This is a genomic window from Gluconacetobacter tumulicola (assembly GCF_014174215.1).
In the GTDB taxonomy this organism is placed as follows: domain Bacteria; phylum Pseudomonadota; class Alphaproteobacteria; order Acetobacterales; family Acetobacteraceae; genus Gluconacetobacter; species Gluconacetobacter tumulicola.
Genome location: NZ_JABEQL010000018.1, coordinates 45828 through 58772 on the forward strand (window position 1 = coordinate 45828; position 12945 = coordinate 58772).

Genomic DNA, 12945 nt, shown 5'->3' on the forward strand with positions numbered 1-12945 from the left:
TAATGACATTTTCTTTGCGCCATCGCCCTCAGTTCGCCACCGCCACATCGCGGATGAAGAAGCTGGCATCGGTGCGGCCATTCCAGTTTTCCGCACGCAGCCAGCCCGCCAGATGCAGCGGCGGGGCATTGCGGTCTTCCAGCATCGCGGCGGCGGGATGGTCGTCGGCGCGGAACAGCAGCGCCTTCAGCCGCGGGCCGCCGCCCTCGCCTTCCACCAGCACCCGCAGCGTGCCGCCTTCGCGGCCGATCCGGTCGGCGCGCACCACCCGCACGCGCGGAATGGCCAGCACCGGCTCGTCATTGCCCGCACCGAACGGCGCCATGCGGCCGATATCGGTCGCCAGTTCCACCGTCGCGCCGGCCACATGCACCACGCCTTCGATCAGCACATCCACCGCATCCGGCAGAGCCCGCGCATCGCGCAGGCGCTCGTTCAGGAAATCGTGCAACGCCGGCACCCCGCCCGCAGGCAGCGAGAACCCCGCCGCCATCGCATGGCCCCCACCGGTGGTCAGCAATCCCATCTGGTGCGCCGCGATGATCGCCGCCCCCAGATCGATATCGGCAACCGAACGGCCCGATCCCTTGACCGTCCCGTCCTCCAGTTCCGCCCCCACCAGCACCGGGCGGTTGAACCGTTCCTTGATCCGGCCGGCGACAATACCCACCACGCCTGGGTGCCAATCCCGCCCCGACAGCACCAGCACCGCGTGCCCGGCCTCGCGCTGGGCCGCCGCCTCTTCCATCGCGCGATCCAGGATCGTGCTCTCCACCGTCTGGCGGCGCCGATTCACCGCATCCAGCCGTTCGGCCAGCCGACGAGCCTCGGCAGCATCGTCACACAGCAGCAGATCCAGCCCCAGCCCGGATTCGGCAATCCGCCCGCCCGCATTGATGCGTGGCCCCAGCGCGAAGCCGCAGGTGAAGGCCGAGAGCGGGTCGCGCGCGCCCGCAACCTCCAGCAGCGCCTCCAGCCCGATGCGCCGCCGCCGTGCCAGCATCTTCAGCCCCTGCGTCACCAGCGCCCGATTCAGCCCGGTCAGCGGCATGACATCGCACACGGTCGCCAGCGCCACGATATCGAGGAACGCCATCAGATCCGGCTCGGGCCGACCGGCAAACCATCCCGCCCGACGCAGCGCCCGCACGGTCGCCACCGCCGTCAGGAATGCCACCCCCGCCGCGCACAGGCCCCGCTGGCCGGACAGGCAGTCCGGACGGTTGGGATTGACGGTGGCCAACACGGAAGGCGGCGGCCCCTCGGCCTTGTGATGGTCCAGCACCACAATGTCGGCCCGCCCGGCCAGCGTCGCCAGCACGTCGCCCGCCGCCGTGCCGCAATCGACACAAACCACCAGCGTCGCCCCCCGCGTCACCAGCGCGTCCAGCGCCGGGGCGTTGGGGCCATAGCCCTCGGTCATCCGGTCGGGCACATGGGTCATCACCGGGCAGCCCAACTGGCGCAGCAATCCGGTGACCAACGCGGCGGCACAGGCGCCATCCACGTCGTAATCACCGAACACGGCCACCGTCTCGCCCCGGCGCACCGCCTCGGCCAGCCGGTCGGCCGCCACATCCATGTCCTGCAATGCCGAGGGATCGGGCATCAGCGCCCGCAGCGTCGGGTCCAGGAAGGTCGCGGCGGTGCCGCCATCCAGCCCACGCGCCGCCAGCATCTGCCCGACCAGTTCGGACACGCCCGCCTGCTGCGCGATCATCAGCCCGATCCGCCCGCCGGCATCGGCCAGGCGGGAATCCCGCCACAGCCAGCGCCGGCCCCCCAGGCTGGACCGCACCCCCAGCACCACCGCCCCCTCAACCGGGTCGGAAGGCGCCATCAGCAGCCCGTCAGCCACAACCGAAGGCGACATAGGCCGTCAGTATGCCGGCCAGGTCTTGGTGGTGAAATCGTGATGCGCCTCGACAAAACGCACCGTGCCGGATTTCGAGCGCATGACGATCGAATGGGTCACGGCGCGCCGGCCATCGCGGCGAATGCCGCGCAACAGCGGGCCGGTGGTGACGCCGGAGGCCGAAAACAGGACATCGCCTTTCGCCATGTCAAACAGACCCAGCTTGCGCGACGGGTCCTTGCCCGGATTCATCTCCCGCGCGCGGCGAAGCTGCTCGTCATCCTCGAACAGCAGGCGGGCCTGCATCTGGCCGCGCACGCAGCGCACGGCGGCAGCGGCCAGCACACCCTCGGGCGCCCCGCCAGAACCGGCATAGATATCCACCTCGCCGTCCGGCAGGCAGGCGGCAATGGCGGCGGCCACGTCGCCGTCGCTCAGCAGCATCACCCGCGCCCCGGCCTCACGCGTCTTGGCGATCAGTTCCTCATGCCGCTCGCGCTCCAGCGCGCACAGCGTCAGCTCGCTGATATCCTTGCGCTTGGCCCGCGCCAGCTCGCGCAGATTGGCGGCAATGCTGGCATCCAGATCCACCACGCCTTCCGGCAGGTCGGGGCCGACCACGATCTTGTCCATGTACACATCGGGCGCATGCAGGAAATTGCCCGCCTCGGCCAGCGCCACCACCGTCAGCGCGTTGGGCATGTTCTTGGCGCACAGATTGGTGCCTTCCAGCGGGTCCACGGCGATATCCATCGCCGGACCGCCGGCCCCCACCTTTTCGCCGATGAACAGCATCGGCGCCTCGTCCATCTCACCCTCGCCGATCACCACCGTGCCGTCGATCGCCACGGTATCGAACGCCAGACGCATCGCCTCCACGGCGGCGCCGTCGGCCTCGTTCTTCTGGCCGCGACCAGTCCAGTGCGACGCGGCCACCGCCGCCGCCTCGGTCACGCGGACCAGTTCCAGAGCCAGGTTGCGGTCGGTGACCTGGTAGGCGGCAGTGGGTGTGGACGTCATCACTCTGTTCCTTAGCTGTCTGGGCCGGTTCTCGTCGCCGGCCTGTTGGACGGGGCCGTCAGGATAGTCAGCCGGCCTCGATACGAATCATCGCCGGCTCGCCGATCACAGCCGGCAGGGCCGCGATCCGGGCCAATGCCGCCATCATGGCGGATTCCTGTGTCCGATGCGTGACCAGCACCAGCGGCACGGACGGTTCGTCCGCGCCACCACTATCGTCGGCGGCGCGCCCATGTTGCAACATGCTGCGCAAGGACACGCCATGGTCGCGCAGAACGGCCGTCACGTCGGCGATCACACCGGGCCGGTCGTGCACCTGCAGGCGGAGGTAATATTCCTCGTGGAAGGCAGTGCGCGGCAGGGCTTCCACCTGCGTCAGCCCGTCCGTGCTGCGGCCCCACACCGGCACCGCATTGCCGCGCGCGATGTCGATCAGGTCGGCGGCAACGGCGGTGGCAGTCGGCCCCTCGCCCGCGCCGCGCCCTTCCAGCATCAGCCGGCCGACGAACGCCCCCTCGACCAGTACGGCATTGAACACCCCGTCCACCTGCGCGATCGGCATCTTCTCCGGCACCAGGCAGGGATGAACACGGGCCTCGATCCCATCCTCCCGCCGGCGAGCCAGACCCAGCAGCTTGATGCGATAACCCAGCGTCTGGGCGAAGGCGAGGTCCAGCGCGTCGATGCCGCGAATCCCCTCGACATGCACCGAGGAAAACGCCACCGGCCGGCCGAATGCCAGCCCGGCCAGGATCGCCAGCTTGTGCGCCGCGTCGATCCCATCCACATCGGTCGAAGGATCAGCCTCGGCATAACCCAGCGCCTGCGCCTCGGCCAGCACGTCGGCAAAGGCACGGCCGCTCTCTCGCATCGCGGTCATGATGTAGTTGCAGGTACCGTTCAGGATGCCGCCCACCCGGTTCAACCGGTCGGCGGCCAGCCCCTCGCGCACCGTCTTGATGGCAGGAATGCCGCCCGCCACCGCGGCCTCGAACATCAAGGGCACGCCCGCCTGTTCGGCCAGCGCAGCCAGTTCGGCGCCATGCACCGCGATCAACGCCTTGTTGGCGGTCACGACCGGCCGGCCGGCCCGCAGCGCTTCCGTCACCAGCCGGCGGGCAATGCCCTCCGCACCGCCGATCAGTTCGACCACCACGTCCACGTCCGGGTCGTGCGCCAGCGCCAGCGCATCGTCATGCCAGGTCACGCCGTCCAGATCGATGCCCCGGTCGCGGGTGCGGTCGCGCGCGGCCACGGAAGTCACCACCACCGGCCGCCCGGCCCGAGCCCCGACGATGGCCGCATTGCCGCGCAACAGCTTGACCAGCCCGGCCCCGACCGTCCCCAGCCCCGCGATGCCGATCCGCAATGGCGCCGCCCCCGTTCCGCCCGCCTGTCCGCCCGTGCCACCCGTACCCATCATCCGTCCGGTCACCTGATATCCTGTCGTCGTTCCTGAATTCAGCAATCAGCCGAACGCGGCGCCCACCGCGCCGCGTCCGGGTCAAAATCGGCCGGGGCCGCCCAGCGGGCGCCCCCGGCGGCAGGGTTAAATCACCGGCGCCGCATCGGCAGCCAGGTCCACATCCTTCCCCACCCGGCGGCCGGACGCGGCCAGATCGGGCAGATTGACGCCGTGGCGGCCCATGAACTGCCGGATCGCCCGCGTCGCCTGGCGCAGGCGCTGGGTGTTCTCCACCAGCCCGATCCGCACGAAACCCTCGCCATACTCGCCAAAGCCCAGCCCCGGCGCCACCGCCACCCCGGCTTCCTTCAGCAGCAGCTTGGAAAAGTCGACGCTGCCCATCTCGCGGAACGCAGCCGGCAGCGGCGCCCAGGCGAACATCGACCCTTCCGGCGACGGCACGTCCCACCCCGCCGCATGCAGGCCGCGGATCAGCACGTCGCGCCGGTCGCGATAGAGCGTGCGCATCTCGGCCACGCAATCCTGCGGGCCGCTCAGGGCCGCCACCGCCGCCACCTGAATGGGGGTGAAGGCCCCGTAATCCAGATAGGATTTGATCCGTGTCAGCGCATTGATCAGGCGCGGATTGCCGGCGGCGAAGCCCATGCGCCAGCCGGCCATGGAATAGGTCTTGGACAGCGAGGTGAACTCGACCGCGATCTCCTTCGCCCCCGGTACCTGCAGGATCGAGGGCGGCACCCTGTCGCCGAAATAGATCTCGGCATAGGCGAGGTCCGACATGATCCAGATCTCATGCCGGCGGGCAAAGGCCACCAACTCGCGATAGAAATCCAGATCCGCGACATAGGCCGTGGGGTTGGAGGGAAAATTGACGATCAGCGCCGTCGGCTTGGGCACCGAATGGCGCACCGCGCGATCCAGCGCGCGCAGCATCTCCTCGTCCGGCGTCGCCGGGATCGAGCGCACCGAGGCCCCGGCAATGATGAAGCCGAACTGGTGGATCGGATAGGACGGGTTGGGCACCAGGATGGTGTCACCCGGGCTCGTGATGGCGGCGGCCAGGTTGGCCAGCCCTTCCTTCGATCCCAGGGTGGCGATCACCTCGGTCTCCGGATCCAGCGTCACGCCGAAACGGCGGTCGTAATAGCCCGCCAGCGCCCGGCGCAGGCCGGGAATGCCCTTGCTGACCGAATAGCCATGCGCGCGCGGGTCGGCCACGGTCTCCACCAGCTTCTGCACGATATGCGGCGGGGTGGGGCTGTCGGGATTGCCCATGCCCAGATCGATAATGTCCTCGCCCCTAGCTCGGGCCGCGGCCTTGGCCTTGTTCACCTCGGCGAACACATAGGGCGGCAGCCGGCGGATGCGATGGAATTCTTCTGTCATGGGTTGGCTCGTTGAGACTGTTTGCCCGGGACCCAGCGCCCCGGACAAGGTTCAGGATGGCCGTTTCGCACCGCTCTTCCGGCGGCATGTCGCGACTGGCGGGATGTTTCCCCACCAGTCGCGGATATTAGCGACGCCCGCGCCCGACAGGCAACCGCGCCGCACGCCTACTCCGCCGTGCTGATGCGCACCCCGTCGCCAAACGGATGGGCGCGCAGGTGGATCGCCTTCGCCGGCACCCCATCGGCCACCAGACGGTCGGCCACCGCACGGGCGCGCAGCAGGGCCAGCGCCATCGCTCGCGCCTGCTCTGTCGAATCGGTCGACGCGGCCTCGCCATAGCCATGGACGAACAGCGGGCCACCGGGCGTATGGCGCACCACACTGTCGATGTCCTTCTCCTGCCCCGCCACCGGGTGGTCGTTGCCGACCGGGAAGAGAATGCGCGTTCCCCCCGGGTCCGACAGGATATAATCCGGGCGGCCCACCGCAACGGCGGCCTCGCTCGGCACCGCGAAACCGGGCAGTTCCGGCGCCGTCGGCGGCCCGGCGGGAATCTCGGGCGGCGGCACCGATGCCGCCGGCGCCTTGCCGCCCACGCCGCCGACATCCGCGCCAACCTCGGGCATCGCCACCAGCGGCCCGCCACCGTTATCGCCCGCATCGCCATGGGCCGAAGACGTTTTCGGGGCGGGTTGGGATGCCACGGGCGGCGGCGGGGGCGCCTCCGCCGCGTCCAGCGTCGCCGAAGGCGTGGCCTCGGTCGTCGCCGGAGCGGCCGGCGTGGAAGGACGCGCCGGCGCGGCGTTCACAGGCGGGGCCGTATTCGTCAGCGGCCCGACCTCCGCCGCCATCCGGTGCGCCAGGTTGCGCTGTTCGATCAGGGATTCGGTCACATCCTGCCGCCGCTCGGCCGATGGGAGGACGGGAGGCGTGGTCGGGGTCAGCCCCACAGCGGGATAGGGGTCGTGCGCGCCCGGCGGAGGCGGTCGCTGCTGGGCGATGACGCCGCCCTGATACTGATGCCACCAGTCCACCGTGGTATCGATGGCATCGCGATGGGCACACCCGCCCAGGGACAGCACCCCCGCCAGCAGCGCGCCCATGGCCGCCCCCCGGTGGCCCGTCGGGCGGGCCAAAGCCGAACGGTCTCTTGGCAGCGGCGCTTTCATACCCATCTTCTCTCCGTGACCAGCGTCTGGCTGTCTGCCCTCCCTTACTAGCCCGGCCCCGGGCCTTTGAGCTAGAGAGCCGCGCCGCCGGTTCGCAGCGGGCGTGGCACAGGACGGGTCTTGGCACCGGGCCGAAGGGGGCGCAGGATAGAGCGATGACGCAGACCAGTCCTGGATACAGGGAGATCATGATGCTGAACGGCATGCAGCCGAACCACCGTATCCGGATGGATGACGAAGACCCGAACGGTCCCGACATCCCCGAGCCCCAGGGTCCCGAACCGAAGGAACCCGACGACAACAAGACGCTCTCCTCGCCGGTCAACGAGCTTGAAAGCCGCCTGTTCGACCAGCGCAAGGTGCTGGTCTTCGGCGCGATCAACGACAAGCTGGCGCGCGACGTCACCGGCCGCCTGCTGGCGCTGGCCGGCGCGTCCGACAAGCCGATCGACGTCTATGTCAACTCGCCCGGCGGCCATGTCGAAAGCGGCGACACGATTCACGACATGATCCGCTTCGTCGATTCGGTCGCCCCGGTGAACGTGATCGGCACCGGCTGGGTGGCCTCGGCCGGCGCGCTGATCTTCGCCGCCGGCAACCCGCAGCGCCGCTACTGCCTGCCCAACACGCGCTTCCTGCTGCACCAGCCGATGGGCGGCGTGCGCGGCCCCGCCACCGATATCGATATCGAAGCGCGGGAAATCGTGAAGATGCGCGAGCGGCTGAACCGCCTGTTCGCGCGCGAAACCGGCCAGACCTACGAAAAGGTCTGCCGCGACACCGACCGCAATTACTGGATGTCGGCCGAAGAGGCCATCGCCTACGGCCTGGTGACGCGGATCATCTCCACCATCTCCGACATTCACTGATCGCTGGCCCCCCTCCTCCCCCCCATCGCAGGGGGGGCCGCAAGGTGACGTCCGGTCCGGCCTGATCTCCAGGCCGGGCCGACGTCTGTACTCATTGTGCGAGCTTGCGAAGTATGACGTCTCTCTCCGATATCTATTCCTCCCTCCCCGAAGCGATCGACCCCAAAGGCGCCGACACGAAAACGGTGGCCGAGGCCGATTTCAACGCCCGCCACTGGTCCAGCCCGGTCCCGGGCCCGCTGAAGCCCGGCTCGGCCGAGCACAAGCGCGCGGTGGCGGAGATGTTCCGCGACACGTTCAACCCGTACAAGCCCTCGGTCATCGAATGGCCGAAGCTCGACCCCGAGACGCTGAAGCGCGTGACCTCGCTGCCGATCTGGGACATCGCGGTCCAGACCGAAGGCAAGGCCCGCCTGCGCATGGCCGCCTACGCCCGGATGATCGACGACCCGGACATGAAGGACGCCCTGTCGCGCAACGCGTGGGAGGAAAACCGCCACAAGGAGGTCCTGTCCAAGCTGGTCGAGGCCTATGACATCAAGATGGCGCCCGAGCCGCCCTATATCGAGCCGCGCGACACGGAATGGGCGTATCTCGTCACCGGCTTCTCGGAATGCGTCGACAGTTTCTTCGCCTTCGGCCTGTTCGCGCTCGCCCAGCGCTCCGGCTTCTTCCCCGCCGAACTGATCGAAACGTTCGAGCCGGTGATGCAGGAGGAATGCCGCCACATCCTGCTGTTCGCCAACTGGCTGGCCTGGCACCGCGCCACCATGCCCCTGTGGCAGCGCCCGTGGTTCGAACTGCGGGTCCTCGCCGTCTGGGTGTTCCTGGTCTACGAGCGGATCGGCCTGGCCACCAGCATCGACGCCGACGGCAACGTCCAGGAACAGGACAATAATTTCACCGTCAGCGGCGCCAAGGACGTGGCGAACGTCGATATCAGCCTGCGCGACATGATCGATCTCTGCCTCTCGGAGAACGAGCGCCGCTTCTCCGGCTACGATCCGCGCCTGCTGCGGCCGAAGCTGGCACCGAACCTGGCGCGCTTCCTGCGCCTGTTCCTGCGCCGCCCCTCCGGCGCCCGCGCGCTGGAGACGCCTGCTTGAGCCGGATCGAAGCCGGGTCGGAAACCCACAAGGACCTGTTCTGCAGCCAGTTCGTCGCCACGCATCAGGTCTTCGACCCCGAGACCCTGCCCTGGCCCGAACTGACGGACACGGAACTGGCCCGCCTGCGCACCATCCCGTTCTGGCAGGAGGTGTACCACACCGAACGCCGGGCGGGCGCGATCGTCGATGCCTTCACCCCGCGGATCGCCGACCCGCTGGTGCGCGAGGCCGTGGCCCTCCAGGGGCTGGAGGAAGCGCGCCACGCGAAGCTGATCCGCACGATGATCGACCGCTACGGCATCGACGCGACGGAACAGCCCCTGGAACGGTTTCCCGCCGATCTGGAAACCGCCTTCATCGATTTCGGCTTCGGCGAATGCCTCGATGCCTTCCTGGGCTTCGGGGCGTTCAAGAACGCGCGCCAGTCGCAGTTCCTGCCGGAAAAGCTGTTCGAGATCTTCGACGTGCTGATGTTCGAGGAAACGCGGCACATCGTCTTCTTCATCAACTACATGGCCTGGCGCGAGCGGCGGCGCGGGCTGGGCCGGGTGCGCCGGGCGCTGAAATCCACCCGCTATTACGGCCGGGCCCTGGGGCGCCTGCTGGCCATGGTCCGACGCGGCCAGCAGCCCAATGACGGGCGCGATTTCGCGGTCACCCAGGCCAATGTCTTCCTCGACAGTTTCTCGTTCCGCCAGTTCGTCGAGGATTGCTACCGCGAGAACGCGCGGCGCATGCGGGAATTCGACCCGGACCTGATGCAGCCCCGCCTGCTGCCCGCCATGGCCGACCTCGCCCTGCGCGGCATGCGCCTGTGGGACCGAAGCCGCCCGCACCTGCGCGCGGACAAGCACTGAGAGATCCCGCGCGTCCTGCAACAATCGGTTGCAAACCGAAAGAAAAACCCGGCTGTCCGGCATGTTGGGCGGGCCATGCGAACGCCAGCCCCCCCTGCCGACGCGCCGACCCGCACCGCGCCTGCAACCCGCCGGCAGGGCGCTGGAATCCCGTCCTTTCCCCACGCCTCCGCGCCATTTTTGCGCTTGCACACTCGCGGAGCGTGGGACAAGAATGGCATCAACGATTTTCAATCGTTAATATACATATCCGCGCCGCCATCGTCCCCCCAAGGTCAGTCCAATGTCCGAAACGACCCGTTTCACCCGCCGCGCGCTGCTGGGCACCAGCCTGGCCGCCACGTCGTTTCCCTTCGCGCCGATCGGGGCCAGGGCGGACGCGCCCGCGCAGGGCAGCGCCCATTGCAGCGCGGCCGGCACGGCGAGCGTCCCGCCCGTACCCGGCCCCGCCCGCAAGCTGACCATCGCCTGGAACCAGAATTCGACCTGCACCGCCGCGATCCCGGTCGCGAAGGAGAAAGGCTTCTTCGCGCGCTACAATCTGGACGTCGATTACGTCAATTTCGCCGGCTCCACCGACCAGTTGCTGGAAGCACTGGCCACCGGCAAGGCCGACGGCGCGCCCGGCATGGCCCTGCGCTGGCTGAAGCCGCTGCAGCAGGGGTTCGACGTCAAGCTGGTCGCCGGCCTGCATGCGGGCTGCATGCACATGCTGGCCCCCAAGGGCGGCCCGGTGAAGCTGGACGACATGCGCGGCAAGACCATCGGCGTGACCGACATGGGCGGGCCGGACAAGAATTTCTTCTCCATCCGCCTGAAGGAAGCAGGCGTGGACCCGGAATCCGACGTGCAATGGCGGCAATACCCGGCCGACCTGCTGGCGGTGGCGCTGCAACGGGGCGACGTGCAGGCCATCACCGGTACCGACCCGGTCTCCTATCTCTACAAGCGCCAGTTCGACCTGGTGGAAATCGACAGCAACATGAACGGCACGTGGGCGCAGATCGCCTGCTGCGTCATCGGCCTGCGCGGCAGCCTGATCCGCAACGACCCCGCGGTGGCGGCGGCGGTCACGCGCGCGATCCTGGACGCCGGCGCCTGGGTCGCCTGCAACCCGGACGAAGCCGGGCGCATCTTCAAGCCCTTCGCCGCCCGCGCCAGCGCCGAGGACCTGGCGAACATGCTCCGCCTGCAGGGCCATCATCACCAGGTGCTCGGCCCGTCGCTGCATGATGAAATCGTGCGCTATGCCGACGCGCTGAAACAGATCGGCGTGTTCCGCCCCTCGCTCGACTCCGCGCGCTATGCGGGCAAGGTCACGCAGGACCTGTTCGCCACATGAGTGCGTCGGACACACGAGCCCCGCCCGTGCGCGCGACCGGCCAGACGGCGACGAAGGCCGGCCCCCGCCGCACACTGCTGCCCTGGGCCGCCGGGCCGGCCTGGTTCCTGGCGGCGCTGGTCACCTGGCGTTGGCCCGACGCCGACGATTTTCCCGATACCAGCCAGCTTGCCGCCCTGTTCCTGGCCGTCGGGCTGGGCCTGACGGCCGCGGCAGCCCTGCGCCGCCTGTCCGCGCGTGCCCCCTGGGCCATCGCGCTGGGGCTGGGCTTCGCGGCGTGGGAGATCGCACAGGCCAAGCTGCTGTGGCTGCCGCGCCCCTTCTTCGGCACGCCGCAGGACCTGCTGGACGTGTTCCTGACCGACTGGAAACGCCTGGGCGACAGCCTGCTGCACTCGCTCGGCCTGCTGGCGGTGGGGTACGGTATCGGCGCGGTGCTGGGCGTGGCCGTCGGTGTCGGGCTGGGGCGCTCGCCGCGGTTCCGCTACTGGGTCCGGCCGCTGATCCGCCTGGTCGGCCCGCTGCCGCCGGTGGCGTTGCTGCCGCTGGCCTTCGTGCTGATCCCTTCCGGCCGGCTGGCCAGCGAGGCCCTGCTGGCGCTGGCGGCAGGCTTTCCCACCACCATCCTCACCTGGTCGGGCGTCGCCGCCGTCGATCCCGCCTATTACGATGTCGCCCGCACCATGGGGGCGCGCAACCGCTTCCTGGTGCTGCGCGTCGCCCTGCCCGCCGCGATGCCGCAGATCTTCGTCGGCCTGTTCATGGGGCTGGGCGTGTCCTTCGCCACCCTGGTGGTGGCCGAAATGCTGGGCGTGAAATCGGGCCTCGGCTTCTACATGCAATGGGCCCAGGGCTGGGCGGCCTATCCCAACATGTATGCGGCGCTGCTGATGATGTCGCTGATGTGCACGGGACTGGTCACGCTGTTATTCAAGGTACGCGACCGCGTCCTCTCCTGGCAGAAGGACGGGCTGAAATGGTGACCAACCGCCCCCTCGGGCTGCAACTCACGCATATCGACCATGGCTACACGATCGGCGGCACCTTCACCCCGGTTCTCGACGATATCAGCCTCACCATCGCGCCGGGCGAATTCGTCGCCCTGCTCGGCCCCTCGGGCTGCGGCAAATCCACCCTGCTGCGCCTGATCGCGGGCTTGGAACCCCCGCATGGCGGCGCGATCCTGGCCGAAGGCACCCCCATCACCGGCCCGGGCCCCGACCGGATCGTGATGTTCCAGGACCCGACCCTCTATCCGTGGCGCACCGTGCGCGGCAACGTGGCCCTGGGCCACGACATTGCCGGCCGCAAGGACCCGGCATCGGTCGAGGCCGCGATCGAACTGGTCGGGCTGAAGGGTTTCGAACGCGCCTGGCCGCACCAGCTTTCCGGCGGCATGGCCCAGCGCGCCGCCCTGGCCCGCGCCCTGGTCAACGACCCGCGCCTGCTGATCCTGGACGAACCGCTGGGCAAGCTGGACAGCCTGACGCGGCTGACGATGCAGACCGAACTGCACCGCCTGTGGCAGGATCGCGGCTTCACCGCCATCATGGTCACCCACGATGTCGAGGAAGCCCTGCTGCTGGCCACCCGGATCATCGTCTTCAGCCCCCGCCCCGCCCGCATCATCGGCGATCTGCCAATCGACCTTCCCCCCCATCGCCACCGCGACGACCCGCGCCTGCTGGACCTGCGCAAGAACATCCTGGTCCAGCTCGGACACAGCGCGGACTGGTAAACGGCACCGGCACGGCGCCCAGGCTCCGGGCTCCGGGCTCCGGGCTCCGGGTCACGATCCTCGCCCATGACGACCGCATTGCCTCGGTGCCCTGCGGATGACGCTAATATCCTGACGAATTCACGCCCTTCCCGCGCCCGATGAAGCGATAATTTCGACCGCGACACCGGG

General features: G+C 69.0%; 11 protein-coding genes. 6 read left to right on the forward strand and 5 right to left on the reverse strand.

Annotated elements, in window-relative coordinates:
- Positions 1–28: 28 nt before the first annotated feature.
- The 5 genes from recJ to HLH29_RS13315 form a co-directional block, all read right to left on the reverse strand.
- Positions 29–1873: a single-stranded-DNA-specific exonuclease RecJ gene (gene recJ, locus HLH29_RS13295; protein ID WP_182967592.1), complete on the reverse strand. Its 1845-nt coding sequence runs from the start codon at positions 1871–1873 to the stop codon at positions 29–31.
- 6 nt (positions 1874–1879) lie between these two features.
- Complete coding sequence (glpX, locus tag HLH29_RS13300; protein ID WP_182967594.1) at positions 1880–2875, reverse strand: class II fructose-bisphosphatase; 996 nt, start codon at positions 2873–2875, stop codon at positions 1880–1882.
- Positions 2876–2942: 67 nt separating this feature from the next.
- The gene (locus tag HLH29_RS13305) at positions 2943–4295 is read right to left on the reverse strand and encodes a homoserine dehydrogenase (RefSeq protein WP_182967633.1); all 1353 of its coding nucleotides are present in this window, start codon (positions 4293–4295) and stop codon (positions 2943–2945) included.
- Positions 4296–4424: 129 nt separating this feature from the next.
- Entirely contained in the window at positions 4425–5687 is a 1263-nt protein-coding gene (locus tag HLH29_RS13310) for an LL-diaminopimelate aminotransferase (RefSeq protein WP_182967596.1), read from the reverse strand.
- Between the two features lie 167 nt (positions 5688–5854).
- Positions 5855–6865 carry a hypothetical protein gene (locus HLH29_RS13315; protein ID WP_246374245.1) on the reverse strand — a complete coding sequence of 337 codons (1011 nt, stop codon included), beginning with the start codon at positions 6863–6865 and terminating at the stop codon, positions 5855–5857.
- Positions 6866–7053: 188 nt separating this feature from the next.
- On the opposite strand from HLH29_RS13315, the gene HLH29_RS13320 reads away from it, so the two are divergent.
- From HLH29_RS13320 to HLH29_RS13345, 6 genes are all read left to right on the forward strand, one after another.
- Positions 7054–7728, forward strand: coding sequence for an ATP-dependent Clp protease proteolytic subunit (locus tag HLH29_RS13320; RefSeq protein ID WP_182967637.1), 675 nt, complete (start codon positions 7054–7056; stop codon positions 7726–7728).
- Positions 7729–7841: 113 nt separating this feature from the next.
- Positions 7842–8834, forward strand: coding sequence for a ferritin family protein (locus HLH29_RS13325; RefSeq protein WP_182967598.1), 993 nt, complete (start codon positions 7842–7844; stop codon positions 8832–8834).
- A complete protein-coding gene (locus HLH29_RS13330; protein ID WP_182967600.1) occupies positions 8831–9694 on the forward strand; it encodes a hypothetical protein in 864 nt (287 codons plus the stop codon). The genes HLH29_RS13325 and HLH29_RS13330 overlap by 4 nt, the downstream gene beginning before the upstream one ends.
- A gap of 283 nt (positions 9695–9977) precedes the next feature.
- Positions 9978–11036, forward strand: coding sequence for an ABC transporter substrate-binding protein (locus HLH29_RS13335; RefSeq protein WP_182967602.1), 1059 nt, complete (start codon positions 9978–9980; stop codon positions 11034–11036).
- The gene (locus HLH29_RS13340; protein WP_182967604.1) at positions 11033–12019 is read left to right on the forward strand and encodes an ABC transporter permease; all 987 of its coding nucleotides are present in this window, start codon (positions 11033–11035) and stop codon (positions 12017–12019) included. Before HLH29_RS13335 ends, HLH29_RS13340 begins: the two co-directional genes overlap by 4 nt.
- A complete protein-coding gene (locus tag HLH29_RS13345) occupies positions 12013–12774 on the forward strand; it encodes an ABC transporter ATP-binding protein (protein ID WP_182967606.1) in 762 nt (253 codons plus the stop codon). Before HLH29_RS13340 ends, HLH29_RS13345 begins: the two co-directional genes overlap by 7 nt.
- Positions 12775–12945: the final 171 nt, after the last annotated feature.